The organism is Caulobacter sp. GW821-FHT11E10 (assembly GCF_058808375.1).
In genome coordinates this window covers 75,375-97,133 of sequence record NZ_JBXARP010000010.1, presented here as the reverse complement: position 1 = coordinate 97,133, position 21,759 = coordinate 75,375, and the positions used below count along the sequence as shown (strand labels likewise).

Annotated in this window: 13 protein-coding genes; 9 read left to right on the top strand and 4 right to left on the bottom strand. The window is 69.6% G+C overall.

Annotated features, from left to right (window positions below):
* Positions 1 to 57: 57 nt before the first annotated feature.
* A complete protein-coding gene (locus AC1RRV_RS20585) occupies positions 58 to 1,005 on the bottom strand; it encodes a LysR family transcriptional regulator (protein ID WP_492861517.1) in 948 nt (315 codons plus the stop codon).
* Between the two features lie 94 nt (positions 1,006 to 1,099).
* Here AC1RRV_RS20585 and AC1RRV_RS20580 point away from each other — a divergent pair, with 94 nt between their 5' ends.
* The 7 genes from AC1RRV_RS20580 (at position 1,100) to AC1RRV_RS20550 (ending at position 12,633) form a co-directional block, all read left to right on the top strand.
* On the top strand, positions 1,100 to 2,287 hold the full coding sequence (locus AC1RRV_RS20580) for a mandelate racemase/muconate lactonizing enzyme family protein (RefSeq protein WP_492861516.1): 1,188 nt from the start codon (positions 1,100 to 1,102) through the stop codon (positions 2,285 to 2,287).
* Positions 2,288 to 2,347: 60 nt separating this feature from the next.
* Positions 2,348 to 3,619 carry a C4-dicarboxylate transporter DctA gene (dctA, locus tag AC1RRV_RS20575; RefSeq protein ID WP_492861676.1) on the top strand — a complete coding sequence of 424 codons (1,272 nt, stop codon included), beginning with the start codon at positions 2,348 to 2,350 and terminating at the stop codon, positions 3,617 to 3,619.
* 43 nt (positions 3,620 to 3,662) lie between these two features.
* The gene (locus AC1RRV_RS20570) at positions 3,663 to 7,409 is read left to right on the top strand and encodes a LamG-like jellyroll fold domain-containing protein (protein ID WP_492861515.1); all 3,747 of its coding nucleotides are present in this window, start codon (positions 3,663 to 3,665) and stop codon (positions 7,407 to 7,409) included.
* 32 nt (positions 7,410 to 7,441) lie between these two features.
* Positions 7,442 to 7,648 (top strand): hypothetical protein, encoded by a 207-nt coding sequence (locus AC1RRV_RS20565; protein ID WP_492861514.1) that lies wholly within the window; start codon positions 7,442 to 7,444, stop codon positions 7,646 to 7,648.
* Between the two features lie 192 nt (positions 7,649 to 7,840).
* On the top strand, positions 7,841 to 10,660 hold the full coding sequence (locus AC1RRV_RS20560) for a TonB-dependent receptor (RefSeq protein ID WP_492861513.1): 2,820 nt from the start codon (positions 7,841 to 7,843) through the stop codon (positions 10,658 to 10,660).
* A 120-nt stretch (positions 10,661 to 10,780) separates the two neighbouring features.
* A complete protein-coding gene (locus tag AC1RRV_RS20555) occupies positions 10,781 to 11,941 on the top strand; it encodes a YncE family protein (protein WP_492861512.1) in 1,161 nt (386 codons plus the stop codon).
* A 2-nt stretch (positions 11,942 to 11,943) separates the two neighbouring features.
* Positions 11,944 to 12,633: a LamG-like jellyroll fold domain-containing protein gene (locus AC1RRV_RS20550; protein ID WP_492861511.1), complete on the top strand. Its 690-nt coding sequence runs from the start codon at positions 11,944 to 11,946 to the stop codon at positions 12,631 to 12,633.
* On the opposite strand, the gene AC1RRV_RS20545 is transcribed toward AC1RRV_RS20550, so the two are convergent.
* Positions 12,630 to 13,784 carry an alpha/beta hydrolase gene (locus tag AC1RRV_RS20545; RefSeq protein WP_492861510.1) on the bottom strand — a complete coding sequence of 385 codons (1,155 nt, stop codon included), beginning with the start codon at positions 13,782 to 13,784 and terminating at the stop codon, positions 12,630 to 12,632. The genes AC1RRV_RS20550 and AC1RRV_RS20545 overlap by 4 nt on opposite strands.
* Positions 13,785 to 13,971: 187 nt before the next feature.
* On the opposite strand from AC1RRV_RS20545, the gene AC1RRV_RS20540 reads away from it, so the two are divergent.
* Entirely contained in the window at positions 13,972 to 17,502 is a 3,531-nt protein-coding gene (locus AC1RRV_RS20540) for a DUF2339 domain-containing protein (protein WP_492861509.1), read from the top strand.
* On the opposite strand, the gene AC1RRV_RS20535 is transcribed toward AC1RRV_RS20540, so the two are convergent.
* Positions 17,499 to 18,263, bottom strand: a complete 765-nt coding sequence (locus AC1RRV_RS20535) for a pseudouridine synthase (RefSeq protein WP_492861508.1) — start codon at positions 18,261 to 18,263, stop codon at positions 17,499 to 17,501. The genes AC1RRV_RS20540 and AC1RRV_RS20535 overlap by 4 nt on opposite strands.
* The gene (gene prfA / locus AC1RRV_RS20530) at positions 18,263 to 19,333 is read right to left on the bottom strand and encodes a peptide chain release factor 1 (protein ID WP_492861507.1); all 1,071 of its coding nucleotides are present in this window, start codon (positions 19,331 to 19,333) and stop codon (positions 18,263 to 18,265) included. Before prfA ends, AC1RRV_RS20535 begins: the two co-directional genes overlap by 1 nt.
* 180 nt (positions 19,334 to 19,513) lie before the next feature.
* On the opposite strand from prfA, the gene AC1RRV_RS20525 reads away from it, so the two are divergent.
* Positions 19,514 to 21,721 carry a putative bifunctional diguanylate cyclase/phosphodiesterase gene (locus AC1RRV_RS20525; protein WP_492861506.1) on the top strand — a complete coding sequence of 736 codons (2,208 nt, stop codon included), beginning with the start codon at positions 19,514 to 19,516 and terminating at the stop codon, positions 21,719 to 21,721.
* Positions 21,722 to 21,759 lie beyond the last annotated feature (38 nt).

Below are 21,759 nucleotides of genomic sequence, written 5' to 3'. Positions count from 1 at the left end.
ATCCCTCGTCATCCCGGGCGGCCGCAGGCCGACCCGGGACGAGAAAAATGAGCGTCTCTAGGCGTTCGCCGCGTGATCTTCGTTGGCGCCGCCCGTGGGGCCCTCGTCGGCGCCCTTGAACACGCCCAGCTCGGACCAGAACGCCTCGGCCGCCAGGCTCTGGCGCGCTGCGGGGCGGAAGACGCGGATGTCGACCGAGACCTCCCATTCGGGACCGCCGGCGCGGACCAGCCGACCCTCGGCGACCTCAAGTTCGGCCAAGGTCGCCGGCAGCCAGGCCACGCCGCGCCCGTCGCGGGCCATCGGCATCAGGCTGGCGGCCAGGCGGGCCGAGAACACCTCCCGCAACCCGGAGGCGCGGTCGACGAAACGCTGGGATTCCAGGATCCGGCCCAGGCCCGACTCGGCGCTGTAGCCCAGATAGGGGATGTCGGCGTCAGCCTCCGCCAGGATCCAGCGCGGGGCGCCGGCCTCGTCGGGCGCGCAGAACGGGACGAGCGCGTCCCGGCCCACCACGACCGAGCGGAACTGCGAGCCGAAGCGCCCCGGCGCGGCGGCATGGTGGTGGCACAGCAGGAACTGGGCCTGGCCATGCAGCATCAGCTCCTCGCAGGCCTGCATGCTGTCGGAGATCAGCCGCACCGGCCCCAGCGGCGCGCGGGCTTCCAGCAGCCGCATCCACTGCGGAAAGAAGGTGTAGGACAGGGCGTGGGTCGCGGCGAAGCGCAGGGTCGCGGCCTCCTTGCCGCCGGCCTCGCGCGCTTCGCGGCGCAGCTGGATGATGCGCCGGATCAGCTCGTCGGCCCCGCCACGGAACTGCTGGCCGGCGACGGTCAGGGCCACGCCGCTGGCGGTCCGGTCGAACAGCGGCGCGCCGATCCAGTCCTCCAGCGCGCGGATGCGACGGCTGAAGGCGGGCTGGGTGACGTTGCGGTTTTCGGCGGCGCGCGAGAAATTGCCGGTCTCGGCGAGCGCCGCGAAGTCTTCGAGCCAGATCAATTCCATCGATAATGCCTGTTACGCATAGCGAGCTTCGAGAACGGCATTGGCCCGTCGCGGGACCGCCAGCCTAGGGTTCGTCCGCCAACTGGAGAACCCCGTGCGAATTCTAGACATCCGCGAGAAGACCGTCTCAATCGCCTCGCCGATCGCCAACGCCTATATCGACTTCTCGAAGATGACCTGTTCGGTGGTCGCCGTCATTACCGATGTCGTGCGCGACGGCAAGCCGGTCATCGGCTACGGCTTCAATTCCAATGGCCGGTATGGCCAGGGCGCGCTGATGCGGGAACGGTTCCTGCCGCGACTGGCCGAGGCCAAGCCCGAGAGCCTGATCGACGAGAAGAACGACAACCTCGATCCCTTCGCCATCTGGAACACCCTGATGACGAACGAGAAACCGGGCGGTCACGGCGAGCGCTCGGTGGCGGTCGGTACGATCGACATGGCCATCTGGGACGCCGTCGCCAAGATCGCCGAGAAGCCTCTCTATCGCCTGCTCGCCGACCGCTATCGGGGCGGCCAGGCCGATGACCGCGTCTGGGTCTACGCCGCCGGCGGCTACTACTATCCGGGCAAGGACGACGCCCAGCTGCAGGCCGAGATGCGCAGCTATCGCGATCGCGGCTACAAGGTCGTGAAGATGAAGATCGGCGGCGCGCCGCTGGACGTCGACCTGCGCCGCATCGAGTCGGTGCTGGAGATCGTCGGCGATGGCCAGAACCTAGCGGTGGACGCCAATGGCCGCTTCGATCTCGAGACCGGCCTGGCCTATGCCGAGGCCCTGAAGCCCTACAATCTGTTCTGGTACGAAGAAGTCGGCGATCCGCTGGACTACGCCCTGCAGGCCGAGCTCTCGAAGCACTACGAACTGCCGATGGCGACCGGCGAGAACCTGTTCTCGCACCAGGACGCCCGCAACCTGCTGCGCCACGGCGGCATGCGGCCGGACCGCGACTACCTGCAGTTCGACTGCGCCCTGTCGTATGGCCTCGTCGAGTACTTGCGTACGCTGGAGACGCTGGAGCAGAACGGCTGGTCGTCGCGCCGGATCGTGCCGCACGGCGGCCACCAGATGTCGCTGAACATCGCCGCCGGCCTGCACCTGGGCGGCAACGAGTCCTACCCCGACGTCTTCAAGCCGTTCGGCGGTTTCGCCGATGGTATCCGGGTCGAGGACAGCTATGTCGGCCTGCCGGACGTTCCGGGCGTCGGGTTCGAGGCCAAGTCGGAGCTCTACGCCCTGATGCGGACGCTAACGGAAGACGTCGCCCACCGGGCGGCCTGACGAACATTGTTACCAGGCGACCCGGCGGTTACGGCCGGGCGTCTCGGAGGGGGAACGGCTATCTTCAGTTTCAAGCGCCTGCTGTCTCAGATCTACGTCCAGGTCCTGATCGGCATCGTCATCGGGGCCGCGATCGGCGTGCTGCTGCCTCATGTCGGCGAGGCCCTGAAGCCCGTCGCCGACGGCTTCATCAAGCTGATCAAGATGCTGCTGGCCCCGATCATCTTCGGGACCGTGGTGGTCGGCATGGCCCGTATGGGCGACCTCAAGGAGGTCGGCCGGATCGGGGTCAAGGCGCTGATCTATTTCGAGGTGCTGTCGACCATCGCCCTGGTCATCGGCCTGATCGTCGTCAACGTCATGAAGCCCGGGGCGGGGCTGAACATCGACGCCTCCAACCTGGACGGCAAGGCGTTGGCCAGCTTCACCGAGGCCGCCAAGGAGCAGGGCGTCATCCCGTTCCTGCTGGGCATCATCCCCACCACCTTCGTCGACGCCTTCGCCAAGGGCGCGATGCTGCAGGTGATCCTGCTGGCGGTGCTGATGGGGGCGGCGGTCAGCCAGATGGGCGAGCGCGCCAAACCGCTGGTCGACTTCATCGACCTGTTCATGGAGGCGATCTTCAAGATCGTCGGCATGGTCATGCGCCTGGCGCCGCTGGGCGCGGGGGCGGGGATCGCCTTCACGATCGGCAAGTACGGGGTCGACACCCTGTGGTCTCTGGGACGGCTGCTGGTGGCGCTGTACGTCACCTCGGCGGCCTTCGTGATCATCGTGCTAGGCCTGGTCATGCGCTCGACCGGCCTGTCGTTCTGGCGGTTCCTGGGCTTCATCCGCGAGGAGATCTTCGTCGTTCTCGGCACCTGCTCGACCGAGGCGGTGCTGCCTCGGATGATGAAGAAGCTGGAGGACCTGGGCTGCGCCAAGCCGGTCGTCGGGCTCGTCCTGCCGTCGGGCTACACCTTCAACGCCGACGGCACCTGCATCTACCTGACCCTGGCCACGGTGTTCGTGGCCCAGGCCACCAACACCCACCTGTCGATCGTCGATCAGCTGGTGATCCTGGCCGTGCTGCTGCTGACCTCGAAGGGTTCGGCGGGTGTCGCGGGCGCGGGGTTCATCACCCTGGCGGCGACGCTATCGACCCTGCACGCCGTGCCGGTCAGCGGTCTCGTGCTGCTGCTCGGCGTCGACCGTTTCCTCAACGAGGCGCGGGCGGTCACCAACCTGATCGGCAACGGCGTCGCCACCGTGGCGATCGCCAAGTGGGACGGGGCCCTGGACATGGACCAGGCCCGCGCGACCCTGGCCAAGGGGGCGCCCAGCGCGTGACCCCTCCTCAGTGCAAGCTTACCCAGTGAAAAGGAACAGCGCCGTGGTTCGTCGATCCGAGAAGGCCCTGCGGGCCGTGCTGCTGGCGTCCGCCGCGATCTGGGCCTCGCCGACGATCGGCAAGGCCGACGGCCTGTTGTTCCACCTCACCGGCGACAAGGGCCTCAAGGCGGACGTCGCGGCCGGCGAGGCGACCCCGAACTTCGCCGACAAGGTCAAGATCAAGACGGACCCCGCCCACGGCGCCTATATCGAGGCCTCGGGCGAGCAGGTGCTGAGCTGGATGGCGCCGGGCAATATCTACGCCCAGCGGGGCACGCTGAGCTTCTACTGGCGGGCGCGCGAGCCGGTGGGGACGACGCCATTCCCGCTGTTCCGGGTAGGCTACGCCGACCACACCAGCTGGGACATGGCCTGGCTGAGGATCGACTGGAATGGCAAGGGCTTCGACGCCTTCGTCACCGACGACAACCTGGCCCGCGTACGGGTCTCCACCACCCAGGCCGCGCCCAAGCCCGACCAATGGGTGCTGGTGAGCTTCACCTGGGACGAAGCCAAGGGCATCGCGCTCTATATCGACGGCAAGCCGGTCGCCGCCAAGGCGCAGACGGCGGCGCTGGACGCCGGCCTCGACCAGTTCGGACCGCACAGCCGGGTGGTCTCGCCGCATCAGGTGCAGAGCGCCTACCAGTTCATCCGCGGCGGCGATGTCGACGACATCCGCATCTACGACCATGCCCTGAACGACGCCGATGTCGCGGGCCTCGCCGCAGGCAAGGACCCCGTCAGCGCCGCGCCGGCGCCGGACATGAAGGCCTGGCTCTATCGCTACGGCTGGAACCGCCCGGCCGATCCGCCGCCCTACCTGGCCGACGCCGCGACGAAGATCCGCAAGGTCGAGTTCACCGAGCAGTTCGATCTCAAGCAGCTCATGACCGCAGGCTCGGACGGCATCGCCGAGACCACCTGGCCAGGCGTCTACAACCGCTCCAAGCTGCCGGGCCGTCACGACTATTTCGAGCTGCCCGACTGGAACGTCTATGCCGAGGGCGGCAAGGCGATCACTTTCACCTTGCCCAGCGAGCCGTGGAACCGGCTGGAGGTCCAGGGCGCGGCCTATGGGACCCTGACCGGGCCGGACAAGCTGGCGCTCAAGCGCCCGCAAGGCGAGCTGCGCACGCTCAATCAGTTCGCGACCCGCACCGGCGGCCAACTGACCTTCGAGAACCTGGTCCAGGAAACACCGATCCAGGAGCTGGGCGCCTACTACGTCGCGGCCGGGACAGAGCCGGACGAGACGACGCTGAGCTATCGGGTCAAGGTCGACGCCGATGTGGCGACCTATCCCTCGCTGGACGAGCTGACCACCTTCGTGAAGGGCCGCTTCGCCGCCGGTGAGCGGACCATGGTCGCGGCCCTGCCGGCTCGCGCGCCCAGCGGGCCGCGCCCGAAGAGCGAGACCGGTCCGTCCCTGCCGATCGCCCACATCCTGATCCCGGCCGACTTCCGCCAGACCCGCGCCGCCGGGCCGGTCGGCAAGTTCCAATACGGCTGGCAGGGCATGGACGCCGGCCTCGACGGCGTGGCCATCGATATTCCTGCTCTGACGGTCCAGCCGCTGGCCGGCGGCCTCTTCCCGCTGAACATCAAGGTCAAGGACCCGCTGTGGCCGGGCCGCGACCTGCTGGACGTCAATGTCTCGGTCAAGCCGGGTGAGGCGCGGACGGTGTTCCTCGACACCCGTGATCGGCTGATCATGCCGGGCAAGAGCCTGCTGCTGACCATCGCCGGGGCCGGCGCCGATTTCGACGCCCGCCAGCTGGACGGCATGGCCGTGCGCCTGAAGTTCAAGCCCGCCGACGCGGCCAAGGCCGAGCACGTCACCGACCGCTTGGCCCAGGCGCGCGACAACCTGGCCTTCCTGGTCGAGGAGCACGACGTCTCCAAGCGCCTGTCCCGCTATGCGCGGCTGGACCTCGAGCTGTCGGACCTGCTGCGCGTCGATCCCAAGAACCGGCACGGCCGCGAGATGTGGGCCGAGCTCAATCCCGAGCAGCCGAACGCGCCGGTCACGGTCCCGACCCCACCGGCCGGCGTGCCGGCCTGGGCGTTCCTGCAGACCGAGGACCTCAAGCGGGTCCGCAAGTTCATCGAATGGTGGATCGACAAGCGCCAGGTCTCGTATGGCGACTTCGGCGGCGGCATTTCGGACGACGACGACCTGACCCAACAGTGGCCGCCCCTGGCCCTGATGGGCGAGATCCCGGACAAGGTCACCGCCTCGCTGAACGCCCTCGTCGACGCCGCCTACAAGAACGACATGCTTCCGGGCGGGCTGAGCAAGATCAAGACCGACGAGTTGCACTCGTACGAGGAGGGGATCAACGCCAAGGCCGAGGCCATGTACACCGGCTATGGCGACCCCAAGGTCGTCGAGCGGTTGATGGAAACCGCCCGGGCCTATCCGACCGTCATGCGCAAGGCCGAGGACGGCCACACGCACGTGATCAGTCGGTTCTTCTCGGCCACCGACGTGTCGCGCGACGGGCCGTGGGGCTGGTCGCATCCCTATTCGTACCTGCTGCTGCATCCGGGCATGGTGCTGGCCGACTTCAACGGCGACCCGACGATGCGCAAGCTGATCGTCGATCTCGCCGACGGCCACATGGCGCACGGCAAGCAGAACCCCGACGGGACCTGGAGCTATCCGGAGGACATCCACGCGGCCACCGGCGAGTCGCGGGGCCAACTGGCGGCCGGCGCGCGCGGCAACGTCGCCGCCGCCCAGCTGTTCTGGGCCGCCTGGCGCTGGACGGGCGACGACAAGTACCTGCTGCCGCTGAAGGGCGAGATGGCGCGCGGCCGTCTGGCCGACCTGGACGAGCTGAACACCGACGTCGTCGACAAGCTGGGCCTGCGCGACAGCTGGGGCGCCAAGCTCAAGGCCGAGGCGGACGCCGGGGTCGACGACCCCTACACGCTCTACCAGGCCTGGAAGACCAGCGGAGACACCAAGTATCTCGAGAAGGTCTATTCGGCCGAGATCGCCACGGCCGAGCAGCGCATGTGGATGGTCACCGACGCCCACTGGTGGTCGGACCGGGTCGAGCTGTTCAGCGACACCCTGCAACGCACGCGCCTGGGCGGCATGGCCCTGCGCCGCAATCAGATGTTCCCCGGCCATCTCGTCAGCTGGCGCTTCGACACGCCGACGGCGGCCGAGGATGTCGGCCTCCTGGTCACCGGGACCGGCGAGAAGAGCTTCAAGGTCACGGCCTTCAATCTGACGGACAAGCCGCTGCACGCGGTGATGACCGGCTGGGACATCTCGGCCGGACAATGGAAGGTCGTCCGCGCCGTCGATGGCGTCGGCGATCCGGCGGCCGAGGTCGCCCTGGAGCGCACGACCGGTGTCGACCTGACCTTCGCGCCGGGTAAGACCACGACCTGGGACTTCACCCTGGCGGCGGCCGCCGCGCCCCCGTCGCAGCGGTTCGACCTCGGGGTCGGCGTCGACGACGTCAAGCCGCGCAAGGGCGGCGGGATCGACGTCACCGTCCACAGCCTCGGGGCCCAGCCCGCGCCGGCCAGCGTGGTGATCCTTGAGGACGGGCAGGGCAGGGAGCTGGCCCGCGTCGCCGTTCCGGCCTTGGCCGCGCCGCTCGACCTGAAGCCCAAGACCGCGACCGTCCGCCTCAAGGGCGAGTGGAAGGCCGGCTACCGCGTCCGGCTGAAGGCCGACGGCCCTGAGATCACCCAACTCAACAACCGCGTTACCGCCCAACCGTAAGAGGGGCGCCCTTCGGGGCGTCCGCAGTATCCATGGCCGAGACCGTCACCGTTTCCCGAGACATCTTCCAATGCCTGCGCGCGCGGCTGCCCGCCGTGACGCGCGAGCAGCTGTTCAACTGCTACGCCATCAGCGAGACCACCTGGAACAAGCTGCGCGACGGCAGGCCGGTCAAGCGCACGACGTTGGACCGCATCCTGGAGCGCTACGACCGACTGGTCTCGCGCGTGGCGGCCTAGAGTATTTCACCACCGCCACACGCTCATGCCGAACCAGCATAACCGCGTTCCAACACGGCATTGGCCCGCGTCGGCGACCCGACCCTAGTCTTCCTGACCAGACGCCACGCTCGGCCGCCGCTCGGCGCCGGGCGTCAACGGCGTCCGACAAGAACAAGATCAAATTTGGTCAGGCCCGACAGGGGAGGGAATATGCGTACCAAGGAACGCCAGCTGTGGCTGGCCAGCGTCTCGGCGGCGGCTGTCAGCTTCGGTCTCGTGGGGGCCGCATCGGCTCAGCAGGCCGCGCCCCAAGAGGACAACTCGGTGACCGAAGTGGTCGTCACCGGCTTCCGGTCCAGCCTGGACAAGGCCCTGAACGTCAAGCGCACGGAGGCGGCGGCCGTCGACTCCATCCTCGCCGAGGATATCGGCAAGTTCCCCGACCTGAACCTCTCCGAATCCATCCAGCGCATTCCCGGCGTCGCCCTGGCCCGTGATGGCGGCGAAGGCCGTCAGATCTCGGTGCGCGGCCTGGGTCCCCAGTTCACCCGCGTGCGCATCAACGGCATGGAAGCCCTGACCACGGCCGGCGGCGCCGACGCCTCGGGCGGCACCAACCGCGGCCGCTCGTTCGACTTCAACGTCTTCGCCTCGGACCTCTTCAACGCGATCACGGTGCGCAAGACCGCCGAGGCCGGCATCGAGGAAGGCTCGCTGGGCGCGACGGTCGACCTGCGCACGGCGCGGCCCTTCGACTACGGCGGCTTCAAGATGGCCGGCTCGGTCCAGCTTGGCTACAACGACCTGGCGGAATCCAAGAACCCGCGCGGCGCCTTCATGGTCTCCAACACCTGGGGTGACGGCAAGTTCGGGGCCCTGCTGTCGGTGGCCTATTCGCGCCGCAAGCTGCTGGACGAAGGCTCCTCGACCGTCCGCTGGGCGACCGGCAACGCCTTCGCGCCGGGCTTTGACGCCATCCCCAACGCCGCCGGCCTGCCGACCACGGTCAACCCGGCCCAGGCGACCAACAACGCCGCCTTCCACCCCCGCTTCCCGCGCTTCGACATCTACAAGGATGACCAGAAGCGCCTGGGCGGCACCCTGTCGCTGCAATACGCCCCGACCGACCGCACCGAGCTGAGCCTCGATGTCCTCTATGCCGACTTCAAGGGCACCCGCGAGGAGCAGTATCTGGAGGCGCCGTCCTTCAGCGTCGGCGGCGCCTGTACGGCCGCCAATGTCGCCACCTCGTGCGGCATCGCCCAGACCCAGGTGGTCTCGGCGACGATCGACAGCACGAACACCATGACCAAGGGCGTGTTCAACAATGTCGACCTGCGGGTCGAGGACCGCTTCGACGAACTGGACACCAAGTTCACCCAGATCGGCTTCTCGGGGAAACACCAGTTCACCGACGACATCCAGGTTGAAGCCCTGGTCGGACATTCGAAGTCGGACCACCAGAACCCGGTCCAGACCACGGTCCAGTTCGACCAGTTCAACATCCAGGGCTATTCGTACGACTACACCAGCGGCCGCCTGCCGGTGATCGGCTACGGCAGCGCCAAGCTGACCGACCCGTCGGCCTGGGTGCTGACCCAGATCCGCATCCGCCCGCAGTCGGCGGTCAACACCTACGACGTCGTCTCGCTGGACGGCTCGTGGGACAACGTCGGCATGTTCAAGCTGTCGGCCGGCGCGTCGCTCAAGAAGTATGACTTCGAGACCACGGAGCTGCGTCGCTCGAACGGCACCAGCACCAACCTGGAACCGACCGTGCCGGCGGCGTTGGCCGCGCTCGATCGCGGTTCCTACGGCCAGGTGGTCAATTTCGCCGGCTTCAAGAGCCTGATCCCGGACGTCTCCAAGGCCAAGTCGGTCCTCAGCCTCTACGACCAGACCGCCAATGGCGGCACGTTCAAGCTGGGCAAGGAGCCGGCGCTCGGCAACAACCGCGGCGTCCGCGAGAAGGACACCGGCGGCTACGTCCAGGCCGACTGGAGCACCGAGATCGGCGCCTGGCCGTTCCGCGGCAACGTCGGGGTCCGCTACGTCGAGACCGAGCAGTCGTCGACCGGCTACACCTACGTCTCGGGCGCGCCGCTGGCGATCTCGGCCGAGCGCAAGTACCACGACACCCTGCCGTCGCTGAACATGGTGCTGGAGCCGCGCGAGAACTTCCTGATCCGCTTCGGCGCGGCCAAGGTGATGGCGCGTCCGGACCTGGGCAGCCTGACCCCCGGCGCGACCATCAGCGTCTCGGGCGCGGGCCGCTCGGTCAACGCCGGCAACCCCAACCTCGACCCGTTCCGCGCCAAGGCCTACGACCTGTCGTTCGAATGGTATTTCAAGAAGTCGGCCCTGCTGTCGCTGGCGCTGTTCCAGAAGGACATCAACAGCCTGGTCCAGACGCTGCAGACCAACACCACCTTCACCGGCAATCCGTTCGGCCTGCCCGACAGCGTGGCCCTGGCCGCCTGCGGCACGACCAACGGCTGCAGCCCCTCGGCCCAATGGCAGTTCAGCACCCCCGTCAACACCCCTGGCGGCACGCTGAAGGGCTTCGAGGTCAACTACCAGCAGCCGTTCAACTTCCTGCCGGGCCTGCTGAAGAACACCGGCGTGCTGCTGAACTACACGGGCGTGAAGTCCGAGATCCAGTACCTGAACGGCGCCGGCGCGGTGATCGCCACCGGCGACCTGACCGGCCTGTCGCGCAGCTCGTACAACGCCACGGTCTATTACGAAGACAGCAAGTGGAGCGCCCGCGTCTCGGCGGCCTATCGTGACAACTACCTGACCCGCATCCCGGGTTCGGAAGCCGGCACCAACGCCGACGGCACCAAGGAGACGCTGAACGTCGACGCCTCGATCCAGTACACCCTGAACAAGCAGTTCAAGCTGTCGCTCGAAGGGGTGAACCTGACCGACGAGTACCAGGACCAGTTCAACGACAGCGTCGCCGACCGGTCCTCGTTCTACCACCACACCGGACGCGAGTTCATCCTGGGCCTGCGGTACACCTTCTAGCCTGGGCATGACGCCGGTCGCCACTGTCCTCCCGGGGGCGAACGGTAGCCAGGCGCGCGGACGCCACCACTCCTCCCGGCGTCCGCGCGCCTGGCGCACTTTTGTGAAATAGTCGCCACGATGCGTTCTCGAGTTCTCACCGCCGTCGTCGCCGTCGCCCTGCTGATCTCGCCTGGCCTGAGCCGGGCGCAGATCGCCGTCTCGGCCAATGACGGCAAGCAGGTGCTGGACGACGGGGCGCAGGTGGTTCCGGCCAAGCCCCTGGCCGACACGGTTTCGCTGATCGATCTCTCGGCCTCGCCGCCCCGCCTGCTGGGTTCGGTCGAAGCCCCGACCAGCGTCATCGGCCCGCCGGCCAGCGTGGCGGTGGCGCCCGACGAGTCGATCGCCCTGGTCACGGCGGCCCGCAAGCTCTCGCCCACCGGACCCGGCGGCCAGACCGCCGACGACCAGGTTACGGTCATCGCGCTGAAGGGCGGCCCGCCTCGGGTGATCGCCACCCTGCGGGCCGGGCAGGGCGCCTCGGGCGTCTCGATCAGTCCCGACGGCAAGCTGGCCCTTGTCGCCAATCGCGCCGAGGGCACGGTCTCGGTCTTCACCATCGCGGGCCTGACGGTCACGGCCGCCGGAACGGTCCGCATCGGCGACGAGAAGTCCGCCCCGGCCGAGCCGGTCTTCTTCGACGGCGGACGCCGCGCCCTGGTCAGCCGCGACGGCGACCATCGGATCTCGGTGCTGCACATCGACGGAACGACGGTGACCGTTGATCCCCGCACCCTGGCGCCGGGCCTGCGGCCCTATCAGATCGATACGGTCGGCCCGCGCCGGTTCGCGGTGGTCGGCAATATCGGCGGTGGCGGCAAGGACATCGACACGGTCAGCCTGATCGACCTGGTCTCCGAGGATTTCCCGCGCGTCGTCGACGTCGTCTCGGTCGGCCTGACGCCGGAGGGCCTGAAGATGTCGCCCGACGGCCGCTGGGTGGTGGTCAATGTCAACGATGGCTCCAACGCCGGCGCCAAGTCGCCGCGCTATTCCAGGCAGGGCCTGGTGCAGGTCTGGCGGATCGACGCGCCCGGCAAGCTGGTCAAGGTCACCGAGGCCCGGACGGGCGCCTGGGGGCAGGGGATCGCCTGGTCCAAGGACGGCAAGACTCTGCTAGTCCAGTGCATGGTCGAGCGGCGCCTCGACGTCTTCGCCTTCGACGGGCGAAGGCTGAAACTCAAGACCTCGATCGCCCTGCCGGCCGGACCGGCGGCGATCCGGACCGCGGAGCCCTGATCATGAACGACCTCTGGAACCGACGCGCGGTGATCGCCGCCAGCGCGGCGCTGGTCGCGACGCCCGCCCTCGCCAAGCCCAAGTCGACGACCTGGACCTTCGATCGCCTGACCGACATCGGCGGCGTCTCGACCCACGTCGAGGGCGACCCGACGCTGGTCGACAGCCCCTACGGCAAGGCGGTGCGGTTCGACGGCGTCGACGACCGCCTCGAGATCGATCAGCACCCCTTGGCCGGCGCCGAGCAGTTCACCTTCGAGGCCCTGTTCCGCCCGGACGGCGGCGCCTTCGCCCAGCGCTGGTTCCACCTGGCCGAGGACCCGCTCGCCCCTACGGACGGCCCGCCGCTGAACACCCGTTTCCTGTTCGAGGTGCGGGTGAAGGATGACACCTGGTGGCTGGACGCCTTCGTCACCGGTCCCGGCTACAAGCACACCCTGATCTTTCCGGAGAAGGTCTTCCCGGTCGGGCGTTGGTATGCGGTGGCCCAGACCTATGACGGCAAGATGTACCGTTGCTACGTCGACGGCGTCCTGCAGGGCGAGGCCGAGATCGCCTTCAAGCCCCAGGGCCCGGGCAAGGCGTCGGTCGGGGCGCGGATGAACCGCGTCGATTACTTCAAGGGCGCGGTGCGCGCCGCGCGCTTCACCCACGCGGCGCTGGCGCCCGAGGCCATGCTCTCGGCGCGCTAGTCTAGCTTTCGGGTCTTCAGCCAGCGGGCGATCAGCCTGGCGACTTCGGTCGAATGCTTCTCGAGCATGACCATGTGACCGCCGCCGCGCAGGCCCACGTCTTCCAGGCGGGTGAAGTCGGTCTGGACCCCCGCCTGGCGCAGGTAGCGCACGGTGCAGTGGTCGTAGCCGGCGTGATACGAGGCCTCGGAAACCAGCACCAGGACCGGAAAGCGCGAGAGGTTCACCAGCTTGCGGGCCGGTTCGGGCTGCAGCCAGCACCGGACGAGGTCGGGTCCGGCGGGCGCGGCCTCCTGCCGTTTCTCCAGCTCGGCGGCCGAAGCCAGCGGCGGGTCGTAGGCCAGCGGCGTCGTGGTCAGGCCGAACGGCCGCGCCAGCTTGTCCGGATCCGCGTCGCCCCAAGGCGGCGGCGCGCCGAAGAACGGCGGTCCGCTGGGCTCGACGGCGACGATCGCCTTGACCAGGGCCGGCCGCGCCTCGCCGATCGCCCAGCCGAACGCGCCGGACTGGGAATGGGTGACGACGATCGCCGGACCGATCCTGTCCAGCAGGGCCGCACCGGCCTCGGCGACCAGACCGGCCGAGACCGCGCCGCCGGCGCTTTCGACCTGTGAGGCGTAGAACTGGTCGAAGATCGGATCGCCAGGCTTGCCGCTGCCCGGCCAGCCGTCGTGCAGGCGCGCCTGTGGCCAGCCACGCGGCTGCCCCGGCGAGGGCGCGAAGTCTTGGGTGGCGGTGAAACGCTGCTGCAGGAACAGCGGCGTCTGCCGCGCCGCCGGGCCGTAGGTGTCGCGATCATAGCCGGAGGCGCCGCGCCCAGGCTGATCCATCAGATAGACCATCCACCCGGCGTCGGCGAAGACCGAGGCCCATCCGGGGCGACCGTCCGGCGTCGACAGGAAATTGGTCACGGTCTGGCCCGCGCCGGGAATGAAGATCAGCGGCAGGGCGTGGCGCGGCTCGCGGGGGCGGACAAACAACACGTGCGACTGGCCGCTCATCGCCTGGCCGTCGCGGACATATTTCCCGCCGACGAAGAAGCTTCCGACGTCGGCGCTCGCCTGACTTTTCGGGGGAGAACCCTCGCGCGCCATGGCGGCTGGCGCGAAGGCCAGGAAGAGCGCGAGCAGGAGATGCTGGAAGGTCCTCATGCGTCCATGTGATCGCGCCGGACCACCGTCGGCCAATGCCAAATTCGACACACGCCATGCGCGCCCTGCACTAGGGTGGCGGCCAGCACCTGCGTTGCGCCGGGCTACTCGCCTTAAGGTTTCGTAGACGACTGCGCGGTGATACGAGGAGGAACGCGGCGTCGAGCCGCCGAGTGGGGCGTGCGACATGGAATGGCTGTTCATCCTGGCGCTGGGCGTCTGGGTCTACCGGCAAGGTCGGACGATCAAGAGCCTGGAGCGTCGCCTGGACGCCGCCGATGACGTGAACCGGCTGACCGGGGGCCTCGGCGTCGTGGCGCGCCGGCCGGATCCCGCGCCGACCCCGGATCCTGTCGCCCAGCCCATACAGGCCAAGCCGCCCGCGCCTGAACCGCCGCCCGTCACGCCCGTGGCGCCCGTCGTGCCTCCGCCGGTCAAACCGTCGAAAACCTTCGTCCCGGCCTGGCCCGTTTCGCCGCCCGCGGAACCCGTGGCCGCCGCGCGCGCGCCGGACCCCGAGCGCGTCTTCGCCCCGGCTCCCGAGCCCCGCGAGGCGCCGCGTCCGCGCCCCGCTCCGCCGCCGCGCCCCGCGCCGACGATCACCCGCGAGTCGATCTCGACCTGGCTGTCCGAGAACGGCCTGGCCTGGATCGGCGGCGGCGGGCTGGCCTTGGGCGGCTTGCTGCTGGTGGGCTACGCCGCCCAGCGCGGCCTGTTCATTCCCGAATTCCGGATCGCCATGGCGGTGATCCTCGGCGCGCTGATGGTGGCGGCCAGCGAGTGGATCCTGCGCCAGAAGCCGTCGATCGCCGGGGGCCGTCACCTGCTGGCGGCGGCCGTCTCGGCGGGGGCCGGCGCGGTCACCTTGTACGGCGCGGTCTGCGCCGCCCATGGCCTCTATGACCTGATCCCGCTGGGCGTGGCCGCCGTCCTGGCCGCCGCCATTTCCCTGGGGCTGTTGGGACTCTCATTGCGCCATGGCGAGCCCCTGGCCCTGGTGGCTCTGGTCGGAGCCGTTCTCACGCCCAGCTTCACGGGCCTGGCCGACTGGTCGCCAGTCGCCTTGACGGCCTATACCGTGCTGATCGGCGTGACGGGCTTTTCGATCGCCGCCGCGCGCCGATGGGGCAGGGCGGGCGGGGCGACGACCGTCGGCCTGTTGCTGCTCAGCGCCGCGCCGCTGGTCGAACACCATGTCCTCTCGGCGATGATCATCCAGGCCCTCGCGGCCGTCGGCCCCTTCGCCGCGACGCTGTGGCGAGGCCGGTTCCGCCTCGACGACGCGGCCGATCCGGCGGGGCGAGACTTCCAAGGCCTGCCCGCCTCGGCTCTGGTCATCACCTGTCTGGCTTCGTTCGGCCTGTGGTTCGCCGGATTCAGCACGGCCGACCATCTGCCCTACGCGGCCGCCCTGTCCGGCCTGCTGGTGGTCCTGGGCGCGGTCATGGCGACGCGCGACATGGTTCGGCCGCCGCTGTTCGCCGCGCCCGTGGGCATGGCGATCGCTTGCCAGTTGCTGGTCATGGCGCTGATGGCGCGGTGGTCGACCTTCCCCGGGCAGTTGCCCTGGCTCTACGCCCTGACCGGCATGATCCCCGCCGCCGCCCTGTGGGCCGCCCTGCGCCTGCCGGCTGTCGATCGGACCCGGATGCTGGCCATCGGCGGGATCGGCGTCGCCGTCCTGGCGACCTTGACCTGGCCGCTGCTCAGGGCGGCGCACGTCGACTTCGGCTGGGCCCCCGCCGCCGTGCTGGCCGCCGCGATGTTCGGCCTGGCGCCCCTGATCGCGCGCAAGGTCGAGCAGGCCTCGACCGACCGGGGCCTGGCGCTGTGGCTCGCCGCCGCCGCCGAACTGGCCTTCCTGTCGATTCACGCCGCCACCGACCCGCGCTTCGAGCCCGCCGCCTTCGCCCTGGCCGCCCTGGCCCTGGGCGCCGCGTCGTCGCGCCTGACCTGGCGCGGCCTGGCGCCAGCCAGCGTCGCCGGCGGCCTGGTGGCCTTCGCCGCCATGCTGCGCCCAGAGTTCGTCGGCGCGGCCCTGGACGGGCGCCTGTCCCTGCCGATCATGGCCGGCGTCAGCGCCGCGACGGCGCTCCTGCTGGTCGCCGCCGCGCAGCTGATCTGGAAGGGCGGTGGCGAGACGACCCGCAACGAGGCCGAGGCTCAGCGCGTGGCCGCGCTGCTGGTCGCCTTGCTGGGCCTGTTCGTCGGGCTGCACGTGGTGCTGGCCGGTGGCGATCATCGGGTCGAGGACGGCCTGTTCGAGGCCTCGCTGCGCACCGTGCTGCTGCTGAGCGCCGGCCTGCTGCTGGTGCTGCGCCAGCGCGAGGACGACGGGCCGATCACCCGCTGGCGCACGATCATCGTGGTCAGCGTGGGCGTGGTCCACGGCCTGGTGCTGCAGGGCCTGGTCTGGAACCCCTGGTGGGGCATGGGCGAGCCGCCGGTTGGACCGCCGGTGCTCAACACCTTGATCCTCTCGTATCTGGCGCCGGTCGGTCTGCTGGTCGCGATCGCCTGGCGTCGCAAGCCGGCCGATGACGGCTGGACCCAGGGCTGGATCATGGCCGCGCCGGTGTTCGCCGTGCTGTGGGCGCTGCTGGCCTTGCGCCACCTGCTGCATGGTGCGGACATGGCCCATGCGTCGCTCGGGCAGTTGGAATTGGCGGCCGACGCGGTGCTGCTGATGCTCACCGCCCGCGCTCTGGTCGAGCCCCGCCTGGGCATGGCCTCGCCCCAGGCGGCGCGACTACGGGCGACGGCGCCGATGGTCGGCTGGATCGCCCTGGGCGTCGCGGCCCTGCTCTTCGGCCTGCTGGCCAGTCCGTGGTGGGGCGCGTTCGCCCAACCCCTGACCCTGGCGAGCGGCGCGATGTTGTTTGGCCTTCAGGCCGTGGCGATCGCCCTGGCCTGGGGCGTCAGCCGCAAGGAAGCCACCGTGGGCCGCGCGGCCCTGGTCGTGGCGGTGGCCCTGGCCCTGTCGCTGGCGGCGCACCTGATCCGCTGGGCCTTCCACGGTCCCGCGCTCTCGATCGGCGTGATCGGTCGGGCCGAAGGCGCGGCCTACGCCATCCTAGCCCTGGTCGCCGCGCGCCAGCTGATGTCGCCGCGCCTGGTCGACCGGCCCAGCGCCGGCTGGTTGGTCCGGGCCGCGCCGGTGGTCGGCTGGCTGGCGCTGATCGTCGCCGCGCTGGTGTTCGGCGTGCGCTCAAGCCCGTGGTGGGGACCCTTCCCCCAACCGTTGGCGCCGGTGGGCTCGGCGGTCCTGCTGCTGGCCCTCTATGCCGGCGGCGCGGCGGCCATGGTCAGCCTGCGGCGCGCCGACAGCCGGTTTGACCGCGCGGCGCTGGCGGCGGCGGTCGGGACCCTGTTCGTCCTGCTGACCCTGGTGATCCGCTACGCCTTCCACGGCGGGGCGATGAGCATGGCCACGCGCGGCGAGGGCCTGGAGACCTGGACCTTCTCGGCCCTGTGGGCGGTGTTCGGCCTGGTGGTCCTGGGCCTGGGCGCGGCGCGCAAGGACATCGTCCTGCGCTGGTGCGGCCTGGCGGCGCTGCTGTTCACGGCCGCCAAGCTGGTGTTCTTCGACCTGGCCCGGCTGGAAGGCGTGACCCGGGCGGCCTCGTTCCTGGCCGTCGGCGCGCTGTTCCTCGGCGGAGCCCTGCTGGCCCGACGCCTGAACGCCCGCCACAAGCCGGCGCCGGAGGAGGAAGCCTAGCCGGCGATCAGCGCCGCGCGCTCTTCGCCGGTCAGCGGGCGCCAGCGGCCCTCGGGCATCTCGCCCAGGGTCAGCGGGCCGATGCGGACGCGGAACAGGTCAACGACCTTCAGCTCGACCAATTCGCACATCCGGCGGATCTGGCGGTTGCGGCCTTCGCGCAGGACGATGCGCAGGCGCTGGTCCGAGATGACCTCGACCTCGGCCGGGCGCAGCTCGCGGCCGTCCAGCTCCAGGCCGAAGCGCAGGAGTTCGAGCTTTTCCTCGGTCAGCTCGCCCATCACGGCGACGCGGTATTCCTTTTCGAGGTCCGACTGCGGGCCGATCACGGCCTTGGCCACGACGCCGTCGCGCGACAGCAGCAGCAGGCCGCGCGAGTCCTTGTCGAGACGCCCGATCGGCGGCAGCAGGTCGCCCGACTGCGGGATGGGCGCGGGGACGCCGCCCCAGATGTTCTGGCGGGTCAGGAGGCGCGCGGCCGGGATCTGGCCGGGATCGGGCTGGGCCGAGACGATGCCGACCGGCTTGTGGATCATGTAGGTGAAGGCCGCGTCCAGCAGGGCGGTCCCTCGGTCGGCCAGCACCAGGGTCTGGCCCGGCAGGATCTTGCGCCCGACGTCTTCCACGACCTCGCCGTCGATCGAGACCAGACCTTCGGAGATCAGGGCTTCGGCTTCGCGGCGCGAGCAGACGCCGCTTTGGGCCAGCCACTTGTTGACCCGCTGGGGCTCGTCCTCGTCGTAGGTCCGGGTCCAAGCCACTAGTTGAAGCTTTCTTCGAGGCTGGCCAGGCGCTCGGCCTGATCCTCGGCGATCAGCGGATTGATCACGTCGTCCAGGCTGTCGCCCTCGATGATCCGCGACAGATTGTAGAGGGTCAGGTTGATCCGGTGGTCGGTCACCCGGCCCTGCGGGAAGTTGTAGGTGCGGATGCGCTCCGAGCGGTCGCCGCTGCCGACCTGGCTCTTGCGGGCCTCGGAGCGGGCGCTGTCCAGGGCCTCCCGCTGCATGTCGTAGAGGCGCGCCTTCAGATTCTTCATGGCCCGGGCGCGGTTCTGGTGCTGCGACTTTTCCGAGGAGGTCACCACCACGCCGGTCGGCAAGTGGGTGATGCGCACGGCGGAGTCGGTCTTGTTGACGTGCTGACCGCCCGCGCCCGACGAGCGGTAGGTGTCGATCCGCAGGTCGCTTTCCTTGATGTCGATCTCGACGTCTTCGGCCTCGGGCAGGACGGCGACGGTGGCGGCCGAGGTGTGGATGCGGCCTTGGGCTTCGGTGGCCGGCACGCGCTGCACCCGGTGCACGCCGCTCTCGAACTTCAGCCGGCCGAACACGCCGTCGCCAGTGATCGAGGCGACGATTTCCTTGAAGCCGCCCATCTCGCCTTCCGAGATGCTGTCGATCTCGACGCGCCAGCCCTGCAGCGTGGCGTAGCGCTGGTACATGCGGAAGAGGTCGCCGGCGAACAGGGCCGCCTCGTCGCCGCCGGTGCCGGCGCGGACTTCGAGGATGGCCGAGGCGTTCTCGTCCTTGTCCTTGGGAGCCAGCATCAAGGCGAGGTCGTGCTCGAGGACCGGCAGCTTCTCGTCCAGGGCCTGGATCTCGTCCTTGACCATGTCGGCCATCTCGGGATCGGCGGCCATGACGTCCAGCTCGACGCGCTCGGCGCTCAGCTTGGCCAGGCGCTCTACGGCCTCGGCAACGGGGCGCAGCTCGGCGTGCTCCTTGGAGAGCTTGACGATCTCGCTCCCGTCGGTGGCCGCGCCCATGCGCGCCTCCACTTCGCGGAAGCGGTCGAGAACCTGGTCGAGGCGGGCCTGGGGCAGTCGCAAGGGAGGGATCGCAAGGCTGAGAGGATGGGCCGGTCTCTCTAGTGCTTTTCGGGGGGGAAGGGAATGGAAAGGGCGAAACCGGTGTTCGCGGTTCGTCAACCTTCACCGTTAGCTACGGCTTAGCCATTGCGCGCATAGGGTGCCCGCCTCCTGCGAGCCACACTGGGCCTTTCCGCGAACATGAAGCGTCTCGAGACCCGCCTCTCCGCGCCGCTGGCGGGCATGGCGCTGCTCACCGTCGGCGTCCTCGTGGCCGTGCTGTTCATGACAGCCGCCCGGGTCGATCGCGACGCCCTGCTGCACGAGCAGGCCCTGGTCCAGCGCGGGGTCCAGGCCAAGACCGCCGACATCGAACGGATCGTCTCGCCCCAGGTCGGCTGGGACGACGCGGTCGAGCACCTGGACAATCGTTTCGACCCTGACTGGGCGCGCGAGAACATCGGCGCCTATCTGTTGGGCCAGGCCGGTTTCGACCTGATCTTCGTCGTCGACCGCGCCGATCGCCCCGTGTTCAGCGAGCAGGTCGGCCGGACGATGTCGACCGCCTACTATGACCGCCACGCGCCGGTCTTCGCGGCGCTGCTGGCCAAGCTGCGGACAGCCGAGGCCGAACGGTCTCCGATTACCGGCCCGCGCGCCGACGGGGGCCTCGTCTCGCGGCCGCTGCAGCTGAGCACGATCGAGGAGATGGACGGCGAGGCCTTTCTGGTCACCGCCAGCCTGGTGCAGCCTGATTTCGGCAAGGCGGTCATCCGTCACGACCGCGCGCCGGTGGTGATCACCGCCTTGAAGATCGACGCCCCGTTCCTGGAGGCCTTCTCCAGCCGCTTCCTCCTGGCGGGCGTGCACCTGCATCGCGGTGACGCCAGCGGCCAGCCCGGCGACGCCCACGTGGCGCTGAAGAACCTGAAGGGGCGCACGATCGCGACCCTGGACTGGGAGCCGCCCCATCCCGGTCAGCGCCTGTTGCGCAAGGCCGTGCTGCCGATCCTGCTGGTGGTTGGCGCCCTGGCCGCCGCCGTCGTGGTCTTCGCTGGCCGCAGCCGCAAGATCGCCGAGGGCCTGATCGCCAGCGAGGCGCGCGCCAAGCACATGGCCCTGCACGACGCCCTGACCGGCCTGCCAAACCGGGTGCTGTTCGAGGAGCGTCTACGCCAGGCGATCGACGGCCTGTCGCGCCGTCGAGGGGCGATGGCGGTGCTGGCCCTCGACCTCGACCGCTTCAAGGCGGTCAACGACACCCACGGCCACGCGGCCGGGGACGAGCTGATCCAGGCCATGGCCGCGCGCCTGTCCGGCTTGTGCCGGGTCGGCGAGACGGTGGCGCGATTGGGCGGCGACGAATTCGCCGTGGTGGCCCTCGACCTCGACCCGAACGGCGCGGCGGCCCTGGCCGAGCGCCTGGTCGCGGCCCTGGGCGCGCCGGTCGAGCTGTCGTGCGGCAAGGTGTTCGTCGGCGGCTCCATCGGCGTCGCGCTGATCGATCAGGCCGAGGCTCACGTCGGCGCGGTCGAGGCCGCCCGCCGCGCGGACGTGGCCATGTACCGCGCCAAGGAAGAGGGCCGGGGCCGCTATTGCTTCTTCGAGGCCGAGATGGACGCGGCGTTGAAGGCGCGTCGCGGTCTGGAGGCCGATCTCCGCGGCGCCCTGGCCGACGGCGGCGTGCATCTGGCCTACCAGCCGCAGGTCGATGCGGTCGGCAAGGTGGTCGGTGTCGAGGCCCTGGCCCGCTGGACCCATCCGACCAAAGGCCCGATCTCGCCGGCCGCCTTCGTGCCCCTGGCCGAGGACTGCGGCCTGATCGACGAGCTGGGCCGCCTGGTCATGCGCCGCGCCTTCACCGACAGCCATCGCTGGAAGAATCTGAAGGTCGCCGTCAACGTCTCGGCCCTGCAGATGAAGCAGGCCGATTTCCCCGATCAGGTCGCGGTCTTGCTGCACGAGACCGGCGCCCACGCCGAGCGCATCGAGCTGGAGATCACCGAGGGCGCGCTGCTGGGCGACGACGAGACCACCCACCGGGCCATCGAGCGCCTGCGCGAGATGGGTTTCTCCCTGGCCCTCGACGACTTCGGCACCGGCTACAGCTCGCTGAGCTATCTGCGGCGTTATCCGATCGACAAGATCAAGATCGACCGCAGCTTCATCACCCCGCTGGGCGAGGACAAGGAGGCCGGCGCGGTGGTCGCGGCTATCGTCCGCCTGGCCAAGGCTCTGCACCTGTCGGTGATCGCCGAGGGCGTCGAGACCAACGCCCAGCGCGAGCAGCTGAAGGAGATCGGCTGCGCCCAGGCGCAAGGCTTCCTGTTCAGCGCCCCGGTCTCGCCCGAGGCGATCGACGCCCTGGTGGCCGGCGGCGGGCGGGTGCGACTGACGGTCGACGCCTGAAGTATTTCGCATAGGTAGTTATTGAAAACGCTCATCGG